The organism is Streptomyces sp. NPDC086549, from assembly GCF_044746205.1.
In the GTDB taxonomy this organism is placed as follows: domain Bacteria; phylum Actinomycetota; class Actinomycetes; order Streptomycetales; family Streptomycetaceae; genus Streptomyces.
This window is the reverse complement of record NZ_JBIVBS010000036.1, coordinates 1-20,889: the sequence shown is the minus strand read 5'-3', so window position 1 is coordinate 20,889 and position 20,889 is coordinate 1. Positions and strand designations below refer to the sequence as shown.

Sequence of the window (20,889 nt, the reverse complement as noted above, 5' to 3'; positions counted from 1 at the left end):
CTGGCGGCGCAGTGCGCGGCGGAGCCCGCCCCACAGCCCGCGGCTGCGCCCCAGACGCCGGTGAAGACCCGCGACACCACCTCGCCCGGCTACCAGCAGGTGTTGGCCGCGCACCTGGCCGTCGCCCCCGACAGACGGGTGGACCCCGGCATCGCGGAGGCCGTGGAGCGGCAGACCAGGGCGATGCGCGAGCTGAGCCGCCGGGCGTTCCCGGAGCTGGAGACGTACTCGGACGACCAGCCGACCCCGATCGAGGCAGCTCGGATCCAGCGCCGCCGCGAGTCCGAGGCCACTCGTGCCCGGGCACTGCGCCGGGCCTGGGAGGAACATGCTGCCCGGCAGGAACAGGCGGCGGCCGCCCGCACGCGGCCGGGCACGCCAGTGGGCGCTTCTGTCTCCGGGCCGGCCGCGCAGACGGCATGAGCGTCAGGGAAGTCAGGACCGCAAGCACACTTCAAACGAAGGTTCGAATATGAAACTGTGGAAAGGGATCGGATGCGGTCGGATACCGGCGTACGCATCCCAGTACTCCGGCCTGAACGGCATCGTTAGGCAGCACACCGTGGCAGTTGGCCAGTGCAGTGGCGTCGTAGGTACGAGTGTGGGAGGGGACTGGTGAGCGACCGCAGCTCTATCGAGTGGACCGAGGCGACCTGGAACCCGACGACGGGATGCGACCGGGTGTCGTCCGGTTGCGACAACTGCTACGCCCTCACCCTCGCCAAGCGGCTGAAGGCCATGGGGTCGGCGAAGTACCAGAACGACGGGGATCCACGGACCTCGGGACCCGGGTTCGGGCTGACCGTGCATCCGCAGGCGCTGACCGTACCGCTGGGCTGGCGCACGCCGCGCACGGTCTTCGTCAACTCCATGAGCGACCTGTTCCACGCCAGGGTCCCGCTGGACTACGTCCGCCGTGTGTTCGACGTCATCGCCTCTACTCCCCAGCACACCTACCAGGTCCTGACCAAGCGGGCACGGCGGCTCCGGCAGGTCGCGGACCGGCTGGAGTGGCCCGCCAACCTGTGGATAGGGGTGTCGGTGGAAACCGTGAAGGAACTGCCGCGGGTGGACGATCTGCGCCGTGTGCCGGCGTCGGTGCGGTTCCTGTCGTGCGAGCCGCTGCTCGGTCCGCTCACGGGCCTGGACCTGTCCGGTATCGACTGGGCGATCGTCGGCGGTGAATCGGGCCCGGGTGCGCGGCCGATGGAGCTGCAGTGGGCCGCTGACATCGTCGGGCAGTGCCGGCTGTCCGGGACGGCGCCGTTCGTCAAGCAGCTCGGCTCCTGCTGGGACAAGGCACACCACAAGGACATCGCAAGGTTCCCCGCCGCGCTGCAGGTGCGTGAGTATCCCCAACTGCAGGACCGCGTCCCGGTCTTAAGCGGGCGGCGTGTCAGGCTGCGGCGGGCAGACTGACCCAGCTCTTGCTGGTGAGTTTGCCTGTCGACTGCACCACGACGGAGCCGTCCTGCCGCATCTGCCGCACCGCCTTCAGCGCGTGCGTGGGCATCCAGCGGGACGTCTCGGTCAGCAGCCACTGCCCGACGGCCTCCACCGTGGCGTTGCCCAGCGCGAGACGCTGGGCAACCAGTTCCAGCAGTTCCGGGTCGCAGGCCCCCGCGGCCTGGAAGATGTCGAGTTGCCCGACTGCTTCGGCGCCGCGGGTGCGGGGGTCCTGAAAGCTCTCGCCGTCACGGTCGTCGACCTTCCACATCGCTTCCTTCATCGCCTTCAGCCCCGCGTCGCTGCCGGTGCCGAAGACCAGATAGAGGGGCTGCCCGGTACGGGGCACAAGCCGGAACTGCAACTGGTAGCCGAAGCCTGCCCGCCGCAGCGCGCTGCGGTAGGTGCCCAGCCACGCACGCCACCGTTCGTCCGGCCGTGCCTCATCAGCGGCCGACGTCCAGTGCTCGCGACCGCCGAACACCGTATCGAGGACGTCTGCGTTCAGCTCCTCACGGCGACTGAACCAGTTGGGCCCGAAGGTGGTGATGACCTCGCTGGACCGATTGCGGGCGATCCTGCGCGTCACCTCCAGCGGCACGTTCACGCTGCCCCAGCTGTCGAAGATCCCGAGGATGGGGTGTCCCCAGGCATCCAGCTCGGTCAGCACCGGCACGCTGTCCCGGCCCGCATCCCCGCGCCGGATCTCCACCCGCACCGGCAGCTCGGACAACTTCCCGAACCGGTCCGTCAGCTCGGACACGAGGTGCTCATGGCGGGCCCGGTCCTTCTCGATGAAGACCAGGTGCACACGGCGCGGGCTGAGGCGCATCCGGTCGACGGCAGTGTGGTGCAGAAGCCGGTCCAGGATGAACACCGGCGAGCCGGGCTCACCGCCCTCGTACCGGCCCGGACCGGCGAACGCGTCCAGCAGTGTCACCCGGGGCCGGCTGTAGCCGGTGCGCTGGGAGGTCTGCAGCAGGATCGGCCACCACGCATCGAGATACCGCTGGTAAAGACGGTGCTTGGCTGCCGTAGCTGGCTCCAACGGCCACAGGACACCCATGCCGGCCCCCCTCGGACAACAGAATGTGGCACAGATTGTCCGCTGAGTACCCGTCAGGCGCCAGAGCGCATATGCGCCCCGCCCCCGAGAAGCCGTGCAGATGTGCATGACCACAGGCGGTGGGTGACTACCTCAGCCACGGTCTTGCCGACGACGAGCAGGCCGTGGGAGGTTCCTCCGGCGTAGCGTGACGGGTACACGCCTGGTACACCGTGCGTAGCGGTGACCGACGAAAGGGGGAGTCGTGCAACCAGGGGCCGTGCTGGACGGGCGCTACCGGCTGATCGCGCCCATCGGCGCGGGCGGGTTCGGCCAGGTCTGGAAGGCGCACGACCCCAACGTCGACCGCCTGGTCGCGGTCAAGGTCCTCACCGGCGACGGCAGCGCGGACCACGACCGGCAGGTAGCCCGTTTCGCCCGCGAGGCCGCGGTCGCCGGCGGTCTGTCCCACCCGAACATCGTCACCGTGCACGACTTCGGATCCGCAAGGCACGACGGGCGCATGCACGCCTACCTGGTGATGCAGCTGCTGCCCGGCAAGTCGCTCAGCACTGTCCTCGAGTCCGGGCGACTTCCCTTGTCGAAGGCCATGTACACGGCGGCCTGCGTCGCCGACGCCCTGGAGGCCGCGCACGAGGCGGGCCTGACCCACCGGGACATCAAGCCGTCCAACATCATCGTCCGCTCCAGCGGCGAAGCCACGGTCGTCGACTTCGGCATCACCAAGAGCAGCGACGCCCGACACGACATCACCACCACCGGCGTCCTGATCGGGACCCCTGCCTACATGGCCCCCGAGGTCCTGTCCGGCACATTCGACCACCGCTCCGACATGTACTCCCTGGGCTGCGTGCTCTACGAGATGGTCACCGGGCAACGGCCCTTCACCGGCACCTCCTGGCACCTGGTCAACCAGCACCTCAACGAACAGCCGGCACCGCTGCGCACCCTGCGCCCGGACGCCCCTGCGGAGCTGGAGCGTTTCGCGAGCCAGCTCATGGCCAAGGACCCCGCCCAGCGGCCAGCCAGCGGAGATGTGTGGGCTGCTCTCAAAGAGATCAACCACCGGCACTTCGGGTCCACCCCGCCCAGCCGTGGCAAGGACATCGCCCACGACATCGACGTCAGCCCGGCGGAAGCCACCGACGGCGCGATCATCCCCCTGCGGATCACCGCCCACAAAGCCTGCCCCGCCTGCGCCACCAGGACAGACGAAAAGGCGGCACGGGCCTGCACCACCTGCAAGGGGGAGGGCCGGATCATCCGTGAGCTGCACACCTACAAGGTCCGCATCCCCGCGGGCATCAGGGACGGCCAGAAGATCCGGATCCGCGAGCTCGGCGCCCCCGGCAAGCACGGCGGTGCGCCCGGGGACATGTACGTCACCGTGCACGTCATCGACTGATCAGCCGCCGAACTCCGGCGCGTCACTCACTGGTCACGGCCGGGTGCGCAGCAGCTCGGGGTTCCGGGAGTACTCGCGGAAAAAACAACGGAGTAGGGCCTGACCGGGCCGTTTCCGTGGAGCCGGTTGGCTCGTTGCGCTGAACGGGTGAATCCGGTGAGAGGGGCGGGCAGATGGCGACGCGGGTGTTCTCCGACGAGGAGCTGGAGGCCCTGCGGTCGTTCCCATCGATCGGCAAGGACGAGCTGATCCGGTACTGCACCCTCACCCCGGCCCACGAGGCGTTCCTGCGGAAGTTCCTGCGCCCCCAGACGGTTCTGGGGGCGGCGGTGCAGCTGTGCACGCTGCCGTGGCTGGGTTTCGTGCCGGACGAGGTGCCCTCGGCTCCGCTGGCGGAGGTGGGCGTTTGGCGCGGCAGCTCGGCCTGCCGGTGGAAGTGCTGCGCGGCTACGGGGTGTCCCGGGAGCAGACGTGGACGGACCATCTGCGGCAGCACGGGTGGGAGGTCGACCCGACGGTGTACATGGCCGGCACGCGGGGTCCGACCGTCCAGGTCCGCCGCATCGGTGGACCGCGGCAGGACGGGGAAGCGGGCTGCTGATCCTGCCGGGCGAGGTTGTGGAGTACGACGGCGACCGGATGCGCGTTGCAGCTCGCCCGGCCGCTGCGGCCTCGCCCGCCCCATAGGCCGGCGCCTCAAATGCTTCCGGCCCCCTCGACGTTGGTGTCGAGGGGGCCGGTGCGTGGTAGCGGGGGCAGGATTTGAACCATGCGACCTCTGGGTTATGAGCCCAGCGAGCTACCGAGCTGCTCCACCCCGCGTCGGTGTCCCCAGCGTACGCCATGGCGCTGGACCGGGCAGGGATTTCCCGGACGGGCCCGGAAGAGGCCCAGGACTCCTCTCTTTGACCCCAGCCGCAAAGTAGGCGGTCAGGGGCTTCGTGACCGGGGCGCACGACTCCCGCTGCCCTCCCACGGACGAGAGCACGCCGCTGTCGGACATCCAGCCGGCCGACAGAGCATCGGTGAGCTGGCAATCCGGGTAGGAGTCCCGCGTCCGCGGGGAGCACGCCAAGACCAACCCCACCTGGCAGCCGCAGTCGGGACCATCCCCGCGTCCGCGGGGAGCACCACGGCGGCCGCGACAGCCACGCCCGTCACGAGGGACCATCCCCGCGTCCGCGGGGAGCACTCTGACTGACCTGCATGTCTATCGTGCGGCAGGCCTCCATTTCAGCACTTTCGCCGAATCAGACATATGTCTCCCAAGCGTTGAAGTGGCTGGTCGCGTGGGGACCACACCTCCCTACGGGGACCTCCGAGTGCCGGCGCACGTACGGAAACTGAATGACCATCCCCATGGCCGTGGCAGGCAGTTGAGGATGTTGGGGGCTGCCTCCGCCAACGTGGGGACCATCCCCGCAAGCACGGGGAGCACCTCGGCAGCCTCGCGGGCATTCCAGTGCACGTGGGGACCATCTCCGCGGGTGCGGGGGGCACACCACGACATCGGGCGGCTTCTCGTCGCAGGTGGGACCATCCCCGCGGGCGCGGGGAGCAGTGGGCGGAGCCCTCGGGCCCGGGCGCGGACAAGGGACCATCCCCGCGGGCGCGGGGAGCAGTCGGCCACGGGATCCGGAGTTGGCGCTCCGGGGGGACCATCCCCGCGGGCGCGGGGAGCAGAACCTACGCCAAGGACCTCACAGAGCGAGTCATCTGGTCGGGACCATCCCCGCGGGCGCGGGGAGCAGCTCTTCGAGATCGAGGTGGACAAGGTCAAGATGGGACCATCCCCGCGGGCGCGGGGAGCAGACTGACTGACCTGCATGTCTATCGCGCGACAGGCCTGCATTTCCGTACTTTCGCTGAATCCGGCATATCGCCCAAGCGTCGAAGGTGGGTTGTTGCTGGCGTACCAGCACCTGCAGGGAACAGGATCACGACCATTCCGCGGGCGCCTGGAGCCGCGCAAGCGGCGGCAGTTCAGCAGGCGGATGCCAGGATTATCCCCGCGTCCGGTCACGTCTGCCGGGAGCAGCTCCTCGCGCTCGGCGCTGGCCACCGGACCGTGCGGCCATCCCCGCGTCTGAGGGGAGCAGGCACTTGAGCAGGCAGGCGTCGACCTTTCGCTAGGGCCATCCCCGCGGGCGCGGGGAGCACCGAGCCCGCATCGACTTCGACAGCTGGAGAGGGGGACCATCCCCGCGGGTGCGGGGAGCAGTTCGCAGGACCGTCCGCCCCGGCCATGCTCGCGGGACCATCCCAGCCTGCGCCGGGAGCACATGACGACACCGGTGTCGGCGAGCCCCTCGGGGCCCATCCCCGCAGGCGCGGGGAGCAGGATGGAGCGGCGCTCGCCTTCACGTAACGGGACGGGACCATCCCCGCAGGCGCGGGGAGCAGACACCCTCGGGCAGCCGGTAGAAGTCGGCGTCGGGGCATCCTTCCCGTCGAGGGACCATCCCCGCCTGAGCGGGGAGCACTTCCAGTACGAAGCCGCCTCCTGACCTGTCCCGGGACCATCCCCGCCTGCGCGGGGAGCACCTCACGCAGCAGGGTGCCCAGGTCACGGTCACGGGACCATCCCCGCCTGCGCGGGGAGCACGGCGTCCACACACCGAGCTGGCGTTCGTGCTCGGGACCATCCCCGCCTGCGCGGGGAGCACGTGTTCGGCACGGGCCTGTCCATCGCCGTCTTGGGACCATCCCCGCCTGCGCGGGGAGCACGCAGTAGGTAGGCCGGCGCCCGGTGGCGGCGCGGGACCATCCCCGCCTGCGCGGGGAGCACACCGTCACAATCTCGGCAACTCCGTGAAGCAGTGGACCATCCCAGCCTGCGCAGGGAGTGCGGTGTGCCTGCCAGGTAGACGATGTCGGTCTTGGGACCATCCCCGCCTGCGCGGGGAGCACGCGCTATCCAGCCCGATGCCGCCGTGACCGTTGGGACCATCCCCGCCTGCGCGGGGAGCACGCCGCATACCTCCAGAACCCCTGATCCGGCATGGGACCATCCCCGCCTGCGCGGGGAGCACCGTGTGAGCGGCAAAGCGGCCGGCATGGACAAGGGACCATCCCCGCCTGCGCGGGGAGCACCCAGTCGCTGCGGGGGTTGGGTGGTTCGGGGAGGGACCATCCCCGCCTGCGCGGGGAGCACACATCTTGCGGGGACTGTCGGTCCATCGGATGGGGACCATCCCCGCCTGCGCGGGGAGCACACTGACTGACCTGCCTGTCTACCGCCAGACAGGCTTGTATTTCAGCACTTTCATCGAATCCGGCATATCGCCCACGCGCTGAAGATGGGGAGCCAGCGGACGACACCTCCCAACAAACTCGCCATCTGTTCCCGTGGGCGCCGGGAGCAGTGCTGGTCATCCACCTGCAGCACGTCGTCGTACGGGCAATCCCCGCGGGCGCGGGAAGCAGTCGACATGCCACATTCCGTCTCCACGAACCCAGGGACCATCCCCGCTGGTGCGGGGAGCCGGCCAAACCCTGGCTCGGTGGCCCGCCTTCGCGGGGACCATCGGCGATACTAGGCTGTTGAGTCCCAAACACCGCTGAAGAGTGCCAGTTCCAGTAGGTCCGGGCTCGCGACAGGCCACCCGACTCCAGACTCGGCAAGCTGCCCGGCTGCGGCGGTCATCCACTGCAGATAGACGTCATACCGGTGTGGCGTCCAGCCACCGTCAGACCAGATCCAGGCAGCCACAGCGTCCGCGGATGTCAGGCCCATGGCCAACCCGACCCGCGTAGCGTGGTCGCGCAGGACATTCGCGACCCTCTGGTCGAGGATCAGTGCTCGCGGAGAACTCGGGCCATCGACCGCCAGGGCCAGGAAATAGAGGAGCTTGGTGAAGAAGGCCGGCCCCAATCCTTTCACCGCTCCGTACAGAACACGATAAGCCGCGACCGCGTTCTCCTCCTCAAGCGCCGAAGCTGCCTTCGCCAGCGCAGGTGCGACCGCCGACTCCGCCAAGATCTCCTTGAGGCGATGGGGACCGTATCCCGTTCTGCCCTGCCCCCACACATACGACGCCACGAGAGCCTCGGACCACTCGCGACGTTCGGCTGCCTCTCCCACAGCCGCGACCACCTGGGCGCGACTGACGACCGCGATCCTCGCCAGCGTCCGCTCCGAGAACCGAGCGGGCCACGGCTCGACACCTGCCCAGTGCACAGGGGCGTACTCCACGGCGTGACCGCCGACCCCGGCCGCGTACCCAGCGCCAGCGCCGGACAACCACGCACCCAAGGCTTGGATGGCGGATGCCGGCAGCAGCCTCTTCATCAACTCGGCGTCCAGCGTGTCCGCGAGATCCTGTCTTCTCATTCTCACCCCTCCCCACCCACAGTCTCCGCCATCCTGATAAGGGCCGCTGACAGACGGGGACAAGAAGGCGCTTCGGGCCGATCCGTCGCGGCATCCAGCCCGTCCATTCCTCCCGCTCCACGCCAAAAGACGGGGCAGAGTTGTAGCGCCTCAGGTGTCGAGATCAGGAGAATTGATCGACCACCCACCGCAGGCACGCAGAGCACGCCCTTCGGAAGGGTGATCTTCCCCGCTCCGCGGCACCATCCCTGCGTGGGCGGGGAGCAGAGCGGCGGGTCGTACACGGGCTGGAGCTCGGCGGAACCATCCCCGCGCGGGGAGCAGCGAGTCATCGAAACCGACGCCGACGTTGAGGTGGGACCATCCCCACGGGTGCGGGGAGCAGGCCGAGGACCACGCGATTTACCGGCTTCCCCCGGGACCATCCCCGCGGGTGCGGGAAGCAGGGCGCCGGCTCAGTGAAACACCGACCGGCCGCTTGGGACCATCCCTGCGGGTGCGGGGAGCAGCCCAGAGCGCCGATGTCGTTGACGACCTTGTAGGGACCATCCCCGCGGGTGCGGGGAGCAGGAAGGTGGTCGGGGTTTGTGCCATGCGAAGAAGGGACCATCCCCGCGTCCGCGGGGAGCACCGGGCCCACCGGCCCGACAGCATCAGGACGCCGGGACCATCCCCGCGTCCGCGGGGAGCACCCGTCCGTCGGTGTGCTCATGGGATTCCCCTCGGGACCATCCCCGCGTCCGCGGGGAGCACATGGTATGGGCCGCCATGCGCGCGCTGCCCCCGGGACCATCCCCGCGTCCGCGGGGAGCACATCCCCGACCTGGTCAAGGCGATCGTCTCCTGGGGACCATCCCCGCGTCCGCGGGGAGCACACTGACTGACCTGCATGTCTACCGCCAGACCGGCTTGAATTTCAGCACTTTCATTGAATCCGGCATATCGCCCACACGCTGAAGATGGGGCACCGGCGGACAACACCTCCCAACAAACACGCCATCCATTCCCATGGGCGCGGGGAGCAGAGCTGGAGGAAGTCCTCCAGGAGCGACCGGATGGGACCATCCCCGCCTGTGCGGGGAGCACTCGCCCGTGTCGAACAGACCCTGGTTCTGCTGGGGACCATCCCCGCGTCCGCAGGGAGCACTCGTGTTGGACCGTGATGACGCAGCCCTGGATGGGACTCTCGCTGTGATAGCCGGGACCATCCCCGCAGGCGCGGGGAGCACGCCATGTTGTTGAGCACGAAGCCGTTGGCACCGGGACCATCCCCGCCTGCGCGGGGAGCACATCGGCCGGGTCATCGGCTGGATCGTCAAGCCGGGACCATCCCCGCAGGCGCGGGGAGCAGAGCGCGCACGAGTTCAAGACGGCGAAGAACGCGGGACCATCCCCGCAGGCGCGGGGAGCAGTTGATGCCGGTACGCCAGGCGCCCGCCAGGGCGGGACCATCCCCGCAGGCGCGGGGAGCAGCAGCCTCCCGCGTTTCGGGAGCGGCCCCCACCGGGACCATCCCCGCAGGCGCGGGGAGCAGGCGTAGGCGATGGCGGCGACACCGGCCGAGCAGGGACCATCTCCGCAGGCGCGGGGAGCAGGCCTTGGTGTAGGCCATGGCCAGGCCGCCGTGGGGACCATCCCCGCCTGCGCGGGGAGCACTTGGTGGGGAGGCAGCCCCAGCGGGGGGAGGTGGGACCATCCCCGCCTGCGCGGGGAGCACGCGGAGTCACCGACCGGTTCGGAGCCGAGGTCGGGACCATCCCCGCCTGCGCGGGGAGCACACTGACTGACGTGCATGTCTACCGCGCGACTGGGTTGCTTTTCAGTACTTTCGCTGAATCCGGCATATCGACCTGGCGTCGAAGGTGGGTGTCGCTGGCGGACCCCACTCGGCCGCAGGGGCGGGGATTCAAGGGTCTTCCCGCTCGACATACGGAGCACGTCGGCTCGCTCCCAGGGGCGGATCTCGGTAAGGACCATCCCAGGGCGTAGGCATCAGCCGCCCGCAGCCCGTGGCTGCGCGAGATCCTCGACAACCTCACCCAGCACATCCGTGCCCACCTCTTCTAGCCAGCTGGCGCCGACACCCGATCTACGACCTGTCCAGTGACCGTGCTGCCGCAATCGAACAGTGCCAGACAGCCGTGCCTCCCGAAGTAGTGAACATCTGCTGTCCGTCCATCTTCATGGGGATGATCCAGAGGACCATCCCCGCGGGTGCGGGGAGCAGTTCGCAGGACCGTCCGCCCCGGCCATGCTCGCGGGACCATCCCAGCCTGCGCCGGGAGCACATGACGACACCGGTGTCGGCGAGCCCCTCGGGGCCCATCCCCGCAGGCGCGGGGAGCAGGATGGAGCGGCGCTCGCCTTCACGTAACTGGACGGGACCATCCCCCCAGGCGCGGGGAGCAGATCTCGTCCTCGGCGTGATCGTGGCCAAGAAGGGGACCATCCCCTCAGGCGCGGGGAGCAGAGGTCATTGAACCGGTCATACGGGCCGCGCTGGGGACCATCCCCTCAGGCGCGGGGAGCAGTTGGCCAGACCGTACTTGCCCTGTTCCCACATGGGACCATCCCCGCGTCCGCGGGGAGCACTCGTCCTTGGCGCGAGCCGACCGCTTCACAGCGGGACCATCCCCGCGTCCGCGGGGAGCACACACCCTCCTGCAGGGGGTTGGTGCTCATCTCGGGACCATCCCCGCGCCCGCGGGGAGCACAGGGCGCGGTGCGCCTCCTCCTCGTACTCGATGGGACCATCCCCGCGTCCGCGGGGAGCACATCAGACCCGTGAACGACCCCGACACGCTCGAGGGACCATCCCCGCGTCCGCGGGGAGCACACGGCGTCGACGCAGGTCCTGACGCCGTACGAGGGACCATCCCCGCGTCCGCGGGGAGCACACTGACTGACCTGCATGTCTACCGCCAGACCCGCTTGTATTTCAGCACTTTCATTGAATCCGGCATATCGCCCACACGCTGAAGATGGGGCACCGGCGGACAACACCTTCCAACAAACACGCCATCCATTCCCATGGGCGCGGGGAGCAGAGCTGGAGGAAGTCCTCCAGGAGCGCCCGGATGGGACCATCCCCGCCTGTGCGGGGAGCACGAGCGATGGGGGAACTGGCTGTACACCCAGTTGGGACCATCCCCGCGGGTGCGGGGAGCAGCTTGCGGCGCTCGGCGGTGTGACCCGGGGCCTGGGACCATCCCCGCACGCGCGGGGAGCATTGGACCAGACAGACACTGCTGTCGTGACTCAAGGGACCATCCCCGCACGCGCGGGTAGCACTGCCCCGACCCCTTGCCCAGCACGTAGACGTTGGGACCATCCCCGCTCGCGCGGGGAGCAGACAACCCGATCCTTGAAGGCGCAGCCGGTCTGTGAACCATCCCCGCAGACGCCGGGAGCAGTGAGGTCAGCATTGTGCACCATGTCGCCAGGCACCCTTGGGTTGGCGGCCGGCAGTGGGAACGTGCCCGAAGGCGAGGGAATCACACTTCACGATTGCCACCCACGGAATTAAGGGCGGGACCCTACCCGCATGTGTCGGGAGCATGCACCGTAGGCCGCCTGCGGGCTACTCTCCGGGGAACCAGCTCCCGGCGCGGGGAGCACGCCCGTCCATCCTCGCGGACATCTCCGCAGTGTGGACCATACCTGCGGGCGCGGGGAGTACACCCCGGCTCGCCGGGATCGAAGAGGTTGTCGGGGTTATCCCCGCCGGCGCGGGGGAGGGGGTGGCTATATGCGTTGCAGTCCGGTGGTGTGGTCGTAGCGGAGCCTGCCGACAGGGCCGCTGAGGCAAGTGCCGTCCGGAGCAACCAGGATGACGGGCCCTTTCCTCAACGCGGGTTGAGGGTGCTTGGGCCAGTCCGTGATCGGTTGAAGGCCGCGTCGGCCGTGCCACCAGCGTGCGGGGATGGCAATGGTGTTGGCGAGTAGGTCTTTTTGCTGGCGTCGGTAGGCGGTCACGTCCCGGCCGGGGGAGCGCTGGCCGAGGTCGGCCTTCAGCACGCCCTCGTGGTCGTAGGTGATCGTGCCGTCCGGCTGCTGGTACAGGATCAGGCAGTCGACGGATTCCTCTCCGAGGCGGGACACGGCCGCGATCCCGGCCACGCCTCCGCTGTCGCCGTCGCCGTGATCGTACCCGGATGCGAGGTCGTAGGTGGCCACCGGGGTCCGCCGCCGACGCGTGTACGGGCGGAACGCGCGCTCTTCGGCCTGGAGAGCCTCGTCGGCGAGCGCGTCTAGGTAGGCGGCGTGGGTGCGGTCGAGTAGCCCCTGCACCGCCCCCGCGCCCCGGATGGGGTCGCCGTAGACGCTCTCCAGGGCCCACGCGGAGTCACGCGGGGTCTGAAGTCGCACGACCCCGTCACGGTCACGGCGCTGAGTGAGGGTGTGCCAGCTGGCCGCCAGGACGTACGGGGCGTAGACCAGGCCGTCGTAGGTGCCTGTCGGTCGCCCGGCTGGGAAGTCCGGGGGTTCCACGACTGGTAGGCCGTCCGGGTCGGGCTGCCACAGCATGGTGAGACGTGTCGTTCGGCACCAGGACGGCCGGTGCGGGTTGTTGACTGCGTGCCGGTGGATTCGGCCACGGAACTGTACGGCCACGTCGATGGGGATCAGGTCGGTGACACCGTGATCGAAGTCCAGGTCCAGGGACTGTTCGATCACCCCCGTCGCGAACACCAGAAGCCGGTTGGGCCGGTTGGGGTTGCGCTGTCCTTCGGGGCCGGGTCCGAGGAGGGTGGCGAGTCGGGCTTCCAGCAGCAGCCGGTGACGGGGGAGCAGCATTCCGTGCAGGATGAGGATTTCGTCCGGCTGCCAGTTGCTCGCGCGGGCGAGCTGGACTGCTTCCCGGTAGCGGGAGCGGCACGGGTCGACCCGCGTGCTGCGGACCACGACGCATCCGCCGTTGCGGGCCTGATGCAGCAGCCCAGCGACAAGGTCACTCTCGCCCGGGTCTTCGGTCAGTTGGATGTCCGTCAGCAGCTTCGGCGTCTCGGGATCCTGGTGGAGGGGTCCGCCGCGGCGGAGCCGGCCGTTTTGGTCGACCACCATGATCGGTCCCCGGCTTCCGTCATCGTCGCCGGTCATCCCGAGGCCGCGGCGCCAGGCGGCTGTCAGCTCGTCCCTGATGCTGCGGGGGAGCGTCGCCGACAGCACCACCAGTGATGCGCCGCCCTCCGCCAGCCACTCCACCGCGGCGCCCAGTAGGCCTTGCTGGAAGAGCTCGTAAGCGTGCGCCTCGTCAATGATTACGACCTTGCACATCAGCGCACCCAGCCGCAGCGCCCAGTGCCGTGACCCTTGCGGGGCGAGAGCGATCTGGTCGACCGTGCCGACCCCGAATCCGGCCACCAGAGCCAGGCAGCGCCGCAGGTACCACGGGTCCAGCACCGCCAGGCCGCTGCCTTCGGTGCAGGTGGCCGCCTCCACCGTACTGGACAGGTCGGTCAGCGGATCCCCCTGGGCCTGGTGCGCGTCGAGCAGTTGGTGCACGAGATCTGTGGCCTGTGCCGTGCCGTGCACGAGCGCCATATCCCGCACCTCACCCGGCGCCAGCACCGCCTTCAGGAACTTCTGTAGCTCCTTCGCGACCTGGTTGCCGGCCGCTCTCGTGGGCAGCGCCATGTACAGGCCGCTGTACCCGCACGTGCGCGCCAGGTGGTGGGCCATCCACAGCGCCAGCCTCGTCTTGCCCGATCCGGTGTCCGACTCCACCACGACCATGGTCTGCCCTTCGGCCGGTACCAGCCGCATGCCGTCGGCCTGGAACGTACGCGGCAGCGGGGTGTCGGGCCACATCTCCTCCCACGTCATGGGCCGCGCCTGCCAGCGGGCGAGCCGCCGAGCTCGCACCGCCTGGTCGGCCTCCTGCATGGCGGCCTGCCACCAGTCGGTGACTGGTGTGTTGTGAACACGGAAGCGGAAGAACTCCGTGTCGGAGGCGACCCAGTCCGCCAGGTACACCAGATACAGGAATGCGACCCGCGCCGACGGCCGCACCGGATCGACCGCTTGCGCCACGGTGCTGAGGTCGAGTCCGACCGCGTCGGCCACTGTCTGCACAATCGCCGCGTGCACGTCGCCCCACTGGGCGACCGGTGCGGCCCCTCGGGCCCGGTCGACGGTCTCCGGGTTCGGGATGTGCCCGTGATGGCCGCCGAGCAACACCCCGGCATCGTGCAGCCCCTCATGCCGCTCGCCGGTGCCGCCGCACTCCGCGCACGTGCAGCCCAGCAGCCGGGGCAGGGCTACGGCGGTGATGTGCTCGTGCCGGGCGTAGAAAGCGTGGGCCAGGTCGTCACCGAGAGGAAGACCCGCCGTGCGGGCCTCTTTCTCCCACGCCTTCGCCTGCGGCTTCAACTGGGGTTTTCCTCGGCCGTGCTGCCACTGCCCGAGGAAGCAGTCGGACGCCTTCCCGAGATCGTGGAGGGCCGCTAGCAGCATCACCACCTGCCGGGCGGTCGCCTCGTCGCCGGCGCCGAACGCCTCCGTGAGCCGTCGGCGGATGTGCGGGGGGAGGTGCCGGTCCCACAGGACGCCCGCTGTGGCGGCGACGTCCAGGAGGTGAGCGAGCAGCGGCGTCCACTCCGGGCCGCCGCGCCGGGCGCTGTCACCGCTCTGGTCGGTCTTGCCCCATGCCAATACCACGGACTGGAGCAGCAGTTCCAAACGGCCCACCATCAACTCCTCGCGTTGGTAGCGTGGTTGCCCGGCACGCTACGTCAATCAACGATGCACATGATGAGATACATCTGAAGGAGGTGACGTGGTTCCGTACTGGGATCCCCGCACCCAACCTTGCCTCCCGGCACTGACAACGGCCGGTCTCCCCAGCCGCCTCGACCTCATCGAGGCGTTCGAGAACGCCGACGACCACCAGGGCGTGGCCGGACGCCACCCCGGCGAGACCCTCGCCATGCTGGAACTGCTCAAGGCCGTCGCGTACGCGGCCGACGTCTACCCGGAGACCAGCAGTGAATGGCGGACCTGGGTCACCAGCCGCCGGCCGCTCACGGACGTCGTCGACTGGCTCAGGCAGCAGCCCGATGAACAGTGGAATCTCTTCCATCCGGACCGGCCGTTGTTCCAGAACGCGCTGCTGGCCCCGTTCATGAACCAACACGGCGTCGGCACCTCGCAGATCGTCATGCATCACGTCGGCGACTACGTGCAGTTCTTCGACCGGCACCATCTCCACCACGGCGAGCCACTCACCGCGGCCGACGCGTTCATGGCCGTCATCACCCAGCACGTGTGCGGCAACGGCGGCCGGGGCATGATCCCCGGCAGCCTCCTCGGTGCCGCCCTGAACAACCAGGCCATGTGCCGGGCCGGGCAACGCGTTCACGTCACCGCGCTCGGGCGGACCCTCGGCGACACGCTCCGCCTGAACCTGCACCCCCACGACGGCGACCCCGGCAGCTACAACTACACCTGGACCGACCGGCCGCGCCGCTCCTTCACCGCCAAGCCCACCGCCCGCATCCCCGACGGCCCGGCCGACCTGCACAGCATCCTGGGCCGGTCCATCCTCACCCACCCCGCTCAACTGTCCGACGGCAGCTGGGGAGTCGACCGAGTCCTCATGGGCGCCGGCGACATCGTGGACCTCACCCACGCCAGCGCCCTCCAGGACGCCGTGATCGAAAACGGCGCCCCCCTCAAGGCATCCTCCGCGCGAGCCCTATGGCGGGAAGCCCACTCCCTGTACGCGGCCACCGCGCGCCGGGAAAAAGGCATGGACCTCTACGGGCGCCTTGCCACGCTCCCCGAAGGCCACCGTGTCACCCTGTGGACCGTCGGCCTCCTCGCACGGCCCGGCAAGCTCATCGCCTGGGTCAACGACGCCTTCCCCTACATCCCCGGCCGCGAGACCGCCCTGCGCCAGGCATCCGAAGAAGGCTGCGCCATCGCCGAGTACGTCGCCGCAGCCCTGGACGACGCCGCCTACGCCGCCTGGCGGATCGCCTACCCGAACTCCAAACCGGCCGACAAGCAGAACCAGCTGGCCCGCTTCAAAGCCGCCGGCGAACACTTCGCCGCGACCGAACCCCTCTTCCACGAACTCCTAGACGAGGCCGCCGAAGGTGCCCCCGTCCCCGAGGCCCTCACCATCTACGCCACAGAGGTCCGCTCGAACGCCGAACGCTTCCTCACCGACCGGCTCCGCTCCCTGCCTCCGAGCAGCCAGGGCCACAAAGCCTCCACCGAGGCCCGCGAAAAACTCGAAGACATCCTCAACAACCCCCGCAAGGCCCCCACGTACCTGCGAAAGGAGCAGCCCGCATGACCCTGCCTCTCTTCGAGATCCCCCACCCCAGCCCCCCGCCCGACGCAGAACAGACCACCCAGGCCGCCGCCGACCTGACGGCCGCGCCGGTCCAGTACGTCGCCTGGCTGGGCAGCCTCGTCCACACCCACCAGTACGGCAAGCTGGCCGACCTGCGCCGCCCGGCAACCGCCGAGAGCCCCACGCACTTCGAAGCCCGCGCCTATGCCCCCACCGAAGAACACCGGGCCCTCTACCGTCAGGTCGGCTTCCTCTTCGCCCGCTACCACGCAGGCAGAACCAAGCCCCACTACGGCAGCGGCAGCATGGGCACCGCGATCCGCGCCATCGGCTACGACGGAGCCCGAGGCCCCTCCAACCCCGGCGCCGAACGCCTCATGATGCGCATCCTCCCAGCCCGCCAAATCCCCTGGCGCCACCTCCAGCACGCCATCGAACGCATCCGCGCCGGCGAGACCACACCCCCCTCCTGGGCCCAGCTCATCACCGACCTCGCCCAGTGGACCGACCGCGGACGCCCCACACCCCAAGCGTGGGGCGACGGCTTCTACACCCGCCGCCGCACCACCACCGCCCGCACGAACGGAGCCGCCAAGTGACCACCAGCAAACCCCAGTACCTGTCCCTGCACGCCCTGGAGACCTTCGCCGCTGCCCTCCCCGTCCGCGATGAGAACGGCCAGCCGAAAGCGTTCGTCTACGGCGGCGCCGAACGCACCGCCATCTCCGCCCAGGCCCGCCGCCGCGCCGAACGCACCCACTCCCGCCACCGCGCCAACCAGGGCGAAGGCCCCCTCGCCTCCTACAGCAGCGGCAGGCGCACCCGCGAATGGGCCCTGTTCACCCGAGACGCCCTGGTGAAGAACCACGCTTGGGACCCCGACCAGGCCATCTACGCCGCCAAGGCCGCACTCGAAGGACTCGGCCTGAAGTTCGGCGAGAAGGAATCCACCACCCTCCTCACCAAGGTGCTCTTCTACGCACCCGAGGACTCCGGCGACCGGATCGCCGAACACCTCAACACACACGCTGACGCATTCAACACGTGGCTGACCGAGTACACGGCCGCCAAGACAGAAGCCGCCGCTAAGGAAGAGGCCAAGAAGAACGCAAAGAAGAACGCCCGGAAGAAGACCACCACCCCCGACGCCGACGCGCCGGCCGAGCCCGCCGCCAAGGACAGCAAGGAAGAGGAGGTCAAGATCCCGGCGCTGCCCAAGGACCTCCGCACCGGGATCCTCACCGCGTTCGCCCCACGCGACGCCATCGACATCACCATCTTCGGACGATTCCTCGCCGAGGTCGCCGAGCTGCGCACCGTGGACGGCGCCGCCCAGCACTCCTGGGCGTTCACCATCGCGCCCGCCGAGCACATTGACGACTTTTATGCCGCCGCCGACGACGCCAAGCTCGAACGCCGGGAGAACGCCCTCGACTTCCTCGACGCGGCCGACAACGCCGGCGCGGGCATGACCGGCTATCAATCACTCATCTCCGGCACCTTCTACCGCCACGCCGCCCTCGACCGGGACAAACTCCGCGTCAACCTCCGGGCCTCCGGCATGAGCGTGGACGAAGCCGAGACCGCCGCCCAGGCCGCCGAAGCCGAATTCATCCAGGCATTCGTGGACGCCGTCCCCCGCGCCAAGGCCAACAGCACCGCCTCCACCGGCACCCTCCCCAATCTCGTCCTGGCCCATGAAGGCGCCCGCCCCTACTTCTACGCCGCTGCCTTCCAGCGCCACATCGATGAGACCTCCGACGGTCCCGCCGCCCTCGCCGGTGCCAAGAGGCTCCTCGACCACCACCGCCTGATCACCACCAAGCGCACCGACGCCACCCCCGGCCGTCTCCTCACCTACGACCTCGACATCCAGGAACTGATCGACCAGCTCACCGCCAACGGCACCCTCCCCGCCGCCGAAGCCACGACCCTGGAGCAACTCACCGCATGAACACCACTCCCCGCGCAAGCAGGGAAGCGGCTACGCTTCTCATCCGCCTCGCAGCCCCCCTCCAAGCCTGGGGCACCTCCGGCGCATTCGAACGCCGCGCCACCCACATGCGGCCCACCAAATCCGCAGTCATCGGCCTTATCGCCGCCGCCCTCGGCTACGACCGCGAAGACCCCCTCGGCCCACTCGCCGAACTCCGCTACGGCGTCCGCGCCGACCGCCCTGGCACCCCCTACCGCGACTTCCACGTCGTGGGCGGCGGCCCCTACCCCCTGCGCCCCCGCGACCTCATCACCGACCATCGCCGCGCCACCAAAGCCACCTCCCTGGAAGACGCCACCGGCCCCCACTTCGGCGACCACCTCATCGACGGCTGGTACGGAGCCCCCAAGTACATCGAACCCGACCCCGACACCGGACACCTCCTCACCGCAGCCAAAGCCGTCCTACGCAACCCCGCCGTCAGCGAACGCTGGTACCTCGCCGATGCGGCGTTCGTCGCCGCCGTCGAACACCACGACACCACCCTCCTGGAGACCATCTCCCACCACCTTGAACATCCCCGCCGACTCCTTTGGCTCGGCCGCAAGTCCTGCCCGCCCACCGGCGACCTTTCCGGCGGCGTCCACCCCGGCCCCCTCGAACACGTCCTCACCCACGCCCCCCTCCTCCCTGAAGCTGACACCCAACGCCCCTGGGCCTGGATCGACGCACCCCCCGGCACACCCCGCGCCGTTCCCACCGACGACCAACCCGTCACCTTCCACCCCGACGACCGCGCCCACGCCACCCGCTGGGAAACCCGCATCCGCATCACCCCCACCTCGACCATCGAATGGACGCCGACCCCGTGAGCACACCCACGCGCTTCGTCGCCACCCAAAGTGTCCTCACCCTCGACGCTCACCATCCCGACGTCATCCGCGCCATGAACGACGTCCACGACATGCACCGCCTCGTCATGAGCGGACACCGTGGCTGGGTACCCGAAGGCGAAGACGACGCACGCTCGCAGATGGGCCTGCTCTCCGCCTGGACCGTCAACCTGCGCACCCAGACGCTCACCCTCATCACCCAGGCCCGCGTCACCCCCGACTGGTCACCCGTCCCCCGCGCCGCGCACCTGGAAGCCCCCCACCTGATCAGGGTCGACCAGACGATCAAGACCGGCGACACCTACAATTTCCGCGCGTTCATCAATCCCATCCGGGCCGTCATGCCCACCAACGGCCCGAAGAAGGGCCAACGTGGACGGCGTATGGCCACCATGTCCCCGCACCACGCGGCCGAGTGGTTTACGCAGCGGCTCCAGCCCGAAGGCGAGCCCGCCATCGGGCCGTGCAGCATCAAGCGGATCGGCGCCGACGCCGACCCAGCCCGCATCACCACCACGATGCTGCCGCCACTCGTCTCCACGGCGAAGAAGGGCTTGAAAATTATCCGAGCCGAAGTTCGGGGACAGCTCACCGTCACCGACCCTGCCACCTTCGCCCGCACCCTCACCGACGGACTCGGCAAAGCCCGCTCCTACGGAGTTGGCCTCATCCTCGTACGCAAGTAACATCCTCACCGGCCGGACTCCCTCATTCCGGCCGGACACACTCTCCGCGCAAGCGGAGATCGGCCAGATGCACACGAAGACATCGACCGATTCCCCGCGCCGGCAGGGACCACCACCAACCCAGACCCCACGCGGGAGCCAATGGGCCTGTCCCCGCGGTCACCCCAACGCAGAGAGAATGGCGGCCATGTCTGGCCTACGTCCCGTGCTGGATGCTCATCCCCGCCTGGGATGAGCCCTGCGGCTACAGCCTGGTTGAGCTTCAACGACCATCACCCCCGCGCCCGCGGGGATGGTCCCGCGTGGGAGGGCAACGGCGACGGGATCCCGCCCTGCTCCCCGCGCACGCGGGGATGGTCCCGCGCCGATGTCCGGGGCCGCTCCGTACCGCAACTGCTCCCCGCGCACGCGGGGATGGTCCCTACAAGGTCGTCAACAGCATCGGCGCCTTGGGCTGCTCCCCGCGCACGCGGGGATGGTCCCCCGCACAGACATAGGTCCCCCAAGACCACCGCCTGCTCCCCGCGCACGCGGGGATGGTTCCCGGCCCATCGGCGCACTCATGCCGCAACCGGCCTGCTCCCCGCGCACGAGGGGATTGAACCTTCCCCTTGATCGTGGACACCTGGAGACTGGGACATGAGGTTCCAGAGGAAGTAGTGCCAGGTGGGAAGCAAGAGCAACCGCAGCCGGCGGTACACAGAGGAGTTCAAACGGGACGCAGTCGCGCTCGTGCGCTCCTCCGGGAAGACCGTCACCGAGGTGGCCCGTCAGATCGGGGTCAGCGCCGAGGGACTGCGGAACTGGGTCAAGCAGGACACG

General features: G+C 69.3%; 13 protein-coding genes, 1 tRNA gene, 1 pseudogene and 5 CRISPR repeat arrays. Of the genes and pseudogenes, 11 read left to right on the top strand and 4 right to left on the bottom strand.

Annotated elements, in window-relative coordinates; genetic code table 11:
• Positions 1-60: 60 nt before the first annotated feature.
• Together ACIPSA_RS49320 and ACIPSA_RS49315 are read left to right on the top strand one after the other, a co-directional pair.
• Entirely contained in the window at positions 61-423 is a 363-nt protein-coding gene (locus ACIPSA_RS49320; RefSeq protein ID WP_402648306.1) for a hypothetical protein, read from the top strand.
• A gap of 192 nt (positions 424-615) precedes the next feature.
• The gene (locus tag ACIPSA_RS49315) at positions 616-1,419 is read left to right on the top strand and encodes a DUF5131 family protein (RefSeq protein ID WP_402648303.1); all 804 of its coding nucleotides are present in this window, start codon (positions 616-618) and stop codon (positions 1,417-1,419) included.
• Here the strand turns inward: ACIPSA_RS49315 and ACIPSA_RS49310 are convergent.
• Positions 1,397-2,512: a three-Cys-motif partner protein TcmP gene (locus ACIPSA_RS49310; RefSeq protein ID WP_402648300.1), complete on the bottom strand. Its 1,116-nt coding sequence runs from the start codon at positions 2,510-2,512 to the stop codon at positions 1,397-1,399. The genes ACIPSA_RS49315 and ACIPSA_RS49310 overlap by 23 nt on opposite strands.
• A gap of 244 nt (positions 2,513-2,756) precedes the next feature.
• Between ACIPSA_RS49310 and ACIPSA_RS49305 the strand changes: the two genes are divergently transcribed.
• The 3 genes and pseudogenes from ACIPSA_RS49305 (at position 2,757) to ACIPSA_RS49295 (ending at position 4,518) form a co-directional block, all read left to right on the top strand.
• Positions 2,757-3,917 (top strand): protein kinase, encoded by a 1,161-nt coding sequence (locus ACIPSA_RS49305; RefSeq protein ID WP_402648297.1) that lies wholly within the window; start codon positions 2,757-2,759, stop codon positions 3,915-3,917.
• A 173-nt stretch (positions 3,918-4,090) separates the two neighbouring features.
• Positions 4,091-4,291: pseudogene (locus tag ACIPSA_RS49300) on the top strand (DUF4158 domain-containing protein); the annotation flags it as partial.
• Between the two features lie 32 nt (positions 4,292-4,323).
• Entirely contained in the window at positions 4,324-4,518 is a 195-nt protein-coding gene (locus tag ACIPSA_RS49295; protein ID WP_402648294.1) for a hypothetical protein, read from the top strand.
• Between the two features lie 143 nt (positions 4,519-4,661).
• On the opposite strand, the gene ACIPSA_RS49290 is transcribed toward ACIPSA_RS49295, so the two are convergent.
• From ACIPSA_RS49290 to ACIPSA_RS49280, 3 genes are all read right to left on the bottom strand, one after another.
• A tRNA-Met gene (locus ACIPSA_RS49290) sits at positions 4,662-4,739 on the bottom strand.
• Between the two features lie 587 nt (positions 4,740-5,326).
• A CRISPR array of direct repeats spans positions 5,327-5,729; the repeat unit is 29 nt; unit sequence GGGACCATCCCCGCGGGCGCGGGGAGCAG.
• Positions 5,730-5,987: 258 nt separating this feature from the next.
• Positions 5,988-7,132: a CRISPR direct-repeat array (repeat unit 29 nt; unit sequence GGGACCATCCCCGCCTGCGCGGGGAGCAC).
• A gap of 320 nt (positions 7,133-7,452) precedes the next feature.
• Positions 7,453-8,250: a hypothetical protein gene (locus tag ACIPSA_RS49285; protein WP_402648291.1), complete on the bottom strand. Its 798-nt coding sequence runs from the start codon at positions 8,248-8,250 to the stop codon at positions 7,453-7,455.
• A 1,057-nt stretch (positions 8,251-9,307) separates the two neighbouring features.
• Positions 9,308-10,027: a CRISPR direct-repeat array (repeat unit 30 nt; unit sequence CGGGACCATCCCCGCAGGCGCGGGGAGCAG).
• Positions 10,028-10,448: 421 nt separating this feature from the next.
• Positions 10,449-11,148: direct repeats of the CRISPR family, unit length 30 nt; unit sequence GGGACCATCCCCGCGTCCGCGGGGAGCACA.
• 846 nt (positions 11,149-11,994) lie between these two features.
• Positions 11,995-14,943 (bottom strand): CRISPR-associated endonuclease Cas3'', encoded by a 2,949-nt coding sequence (locus ACIPSA_RS49280; protein WP_402648289.1) that lies wholly within the window; start codon positions 14,941-14,943, stop codon positions 11,995-11,997.
• Between the two features lie 85 nt (positions 14,944-15,028).
• Between ACIPSA_RS49280 and ACIPSA_RS49275 the strand changes: the two genes are divergently transcribed.
• The 6 genes from ACIPSA_RS49275 to ACIPSA_RS49250 all read left to right on the top strand — a co-directional run.
• Positions 15,029-16,552 (top strand): type I-E CRISPR-associated protein Cse1/CasA, encoded by a 1,524-nt coding sequence (locus ACIPSA_RS49275; protein ID WP_402648287.1) that lies wholly within the window; start codon positions 15,029-15,031, stop codon positions 16,550-16,552.
• Positions 16,549-17,151, top strand: coding sequence for a type I-E CRISPR-associated protein Cse2/CasB (casB, locus tag ACIPSA_RS49270; RefSeq protein WP_402648285.1), 603 nt, complete (start codon positions 16,549-16,551; stop codon positions 17,149-17,151). Before ACIPSA_RS49275 ends, casB begins: the two co-directional genes overlap by 4 nt.
• A complete protein-coding gene (locus tag ACIPSA_RS49265) occupies positions 17,148-18,506 on the top strand; it encodes a type I-E CRISPR-associated protein Cas7/Cse4/CasC (protein WP_402648282.1) in 1,359 nt (452 codons plus the stop codon). The genes casB and ACIPSA_RS49265 overlap by 4 nt, the downstream gene beginning before the upstream one ends.
• A complete protein-coding gene (gene cas5e, locus ACIPSA_RS49260) occupies positions 18,503-19,360 on the top strand; it encodes a type I-E CRISPR-associated protein Cas5/CasD (protein WP_402648279.1) in 858 nt (285 codons plus the stop codon). The genes ACIPSA_RS49265 and cas5e overlap by 4 nt, the downstream gene beginning before the upstream one ends.
• A complete protein-coding gene (locus ACIPSA_RS49255; protein WP_402648276.1) occupies positions 19,357-20,067 on the top strand; it encodes a type I-E CRISPR-associated protein Cas6/Cse3/CasE in 711 nt (236 codons plus the stop codon). Before cas5e ends, ACIPSA_RS49255 begins: the two co-directional genes overlap by 4 nt.
• A 271-nt stretch (positions 20,068-20,338) precedes the next feature.
• A CRISPR array of direct repeats spans positions 20,339-20,669; the repeat unit is 26 nt; unit sequence CTGCTCCCCGCGCACGCGGGGATGGT.
• 64 nt (positions 20,670-20,733) lie between these two features.
• Positions 20,734-20,889: transposase (locus tag ACIPSA_RS49250; RefSeq protein WP_402648365.1), on the top strand; the 156-nt coding region annotated here is incomplete at its 3' end.

What these genes read in the sequence shown, in the direction of transcription:
- ACIPSA_RS49310 (WP_402648300.1), bottom strand. Translation starts at nt 2,512, where the DNA reads ATGGGTGTCCTGTGGCCGTTGGAGCCAGCTACGGCAGCCAAGCACCGT.
- ACIPSA_RS49285 (WP_402648291.1), bottom strand. Translation starts at nt 8,250, where the DNA reads ATGAGAAGACAGGATCTCGCGGACACGCTGGACGCCGAGTTGATGAAG.
- ACIPSA_RS49280 (WP_402648289.1), bottom strand. Translation starts at nt 14,943, where the DNA reads ATGGTGGGCCGTTTGGAACTGCTGCTCCAGTCCGTGGTATTGGCATGG.
- casB (WP_402648285.1), top strand. Translation starts at nt 16,549, where the DNA reads ATGACCCTGCCTCTCTTCGAGATCCCCCACCCCAGCCCCCCGCCCGAC.
- cas5e (WP_402648279.1), top strand. Translation starts at nt 18,503, where the DNA reads ATGAACACCACTCCCCGCGCAAGCAGGGAAGCGGCTACGCTTCTCATC.